The following is a 1019-nucleotide window of genomic DNA, read 5'->3' as shown; positions in this document are numbered from 1 at the left end:
GCCGCCGGCGTGAACCTCTCGGACGCCGACTCCCGCATCGACCTCGGCCAGGTGGACATCAGCAGCACCGGCGGGGAGGGCGTATCGCTGTCCAACGCCAACCAGGTCGGTAGCTTCCATATCAGCGGCGGCACGATCATGGACACTGACCTCGCGGGCGTCGATCTCACCAACGTTTCCACCGGCTCCATAAACGGAGTCGCCATCGATAACGCACTTCGCGGCAGCGGCATCCGCCTTTCCGGCGTAGGCAGCTTCGATGGTTCGGCGACCAATGACTTCGTCATTGACGGCGTCACCATCTCGAATGTCGGTGATACCGACAGCACCAACGGCGCCCCCAATGGCATGGAGCTGATCTCGGACACCCAAGCAGTACGGGTCGCCAACTCGACCATCACCGGTGGGGAGGGCAACGGCATCGAGATCCGGGGGATGGCCATCGATATTGTCAACACGACGATCGACAGCCCCGGCAGTGACGGCATACATGTCGGCCTCAGCGACGGCTCGATCGGGGACACCTATGGTGCTGTGAATATCATCAACAGCACTATCACCGGCATCAATCAAAGCGAGAGCGGCGTCGAGATCTCCGACGGACCGGTGCGGATCGACGCAACCACCATATCGGGCGGCGTCGGAGTGGCACTATTTGGCAGCGGTACCATATTCAACCGCGTGGAACTCGATGGGCTGACGATGGATGTCAACAATGCCGGCCTCCTTGTCAGCGGCACCGGCGGCGGCGCGGAGGTGACGGTCGACAACACCACCATCCGCAACACGCAGGGCGGCAGCAGCGACGCCTTCCGGCTTGCCGACAACATCACGATCGGCGGCAGCGGCAACACCGTGGAGTCGAGCGTGTCGACCGCCTGCGACACCACGAACGCCGGCACCGTCACCGGCAGCATCGCCTACAACGGCGGCAACTCCTGCCCGTAACGGCGGCAAACCGGGCCCCGGCCACGCCGGGGCCCGGCCCTGACGCCTCCCCCGCCGTGACGTCCCACGGC

Annotated in this window: 1 protein-coding gene; it reads left to right on the top strand. The window is 64.7% G+C overall.

All coding sequences use genetic code 11. The features are described from left to right. A partial coding sequence (locus G7A99_RS20960) for a hypothetical protein (protein ID WP_163143834.1) occupies positions 1–948 on the top strand: 948 nt, incomplete at its 5' end. Positions 949–1019 lie beyond the last annotated feature (71 nt).

It is taken from the genome of Arhodomonas sp. KWT, from assembly GCF_010993615.1.
The sequence above is the reverse complement of the archived record's forward strand: the minus strand, read 5'-3'. Positions and strand labels throughout refer to the sequence as shown.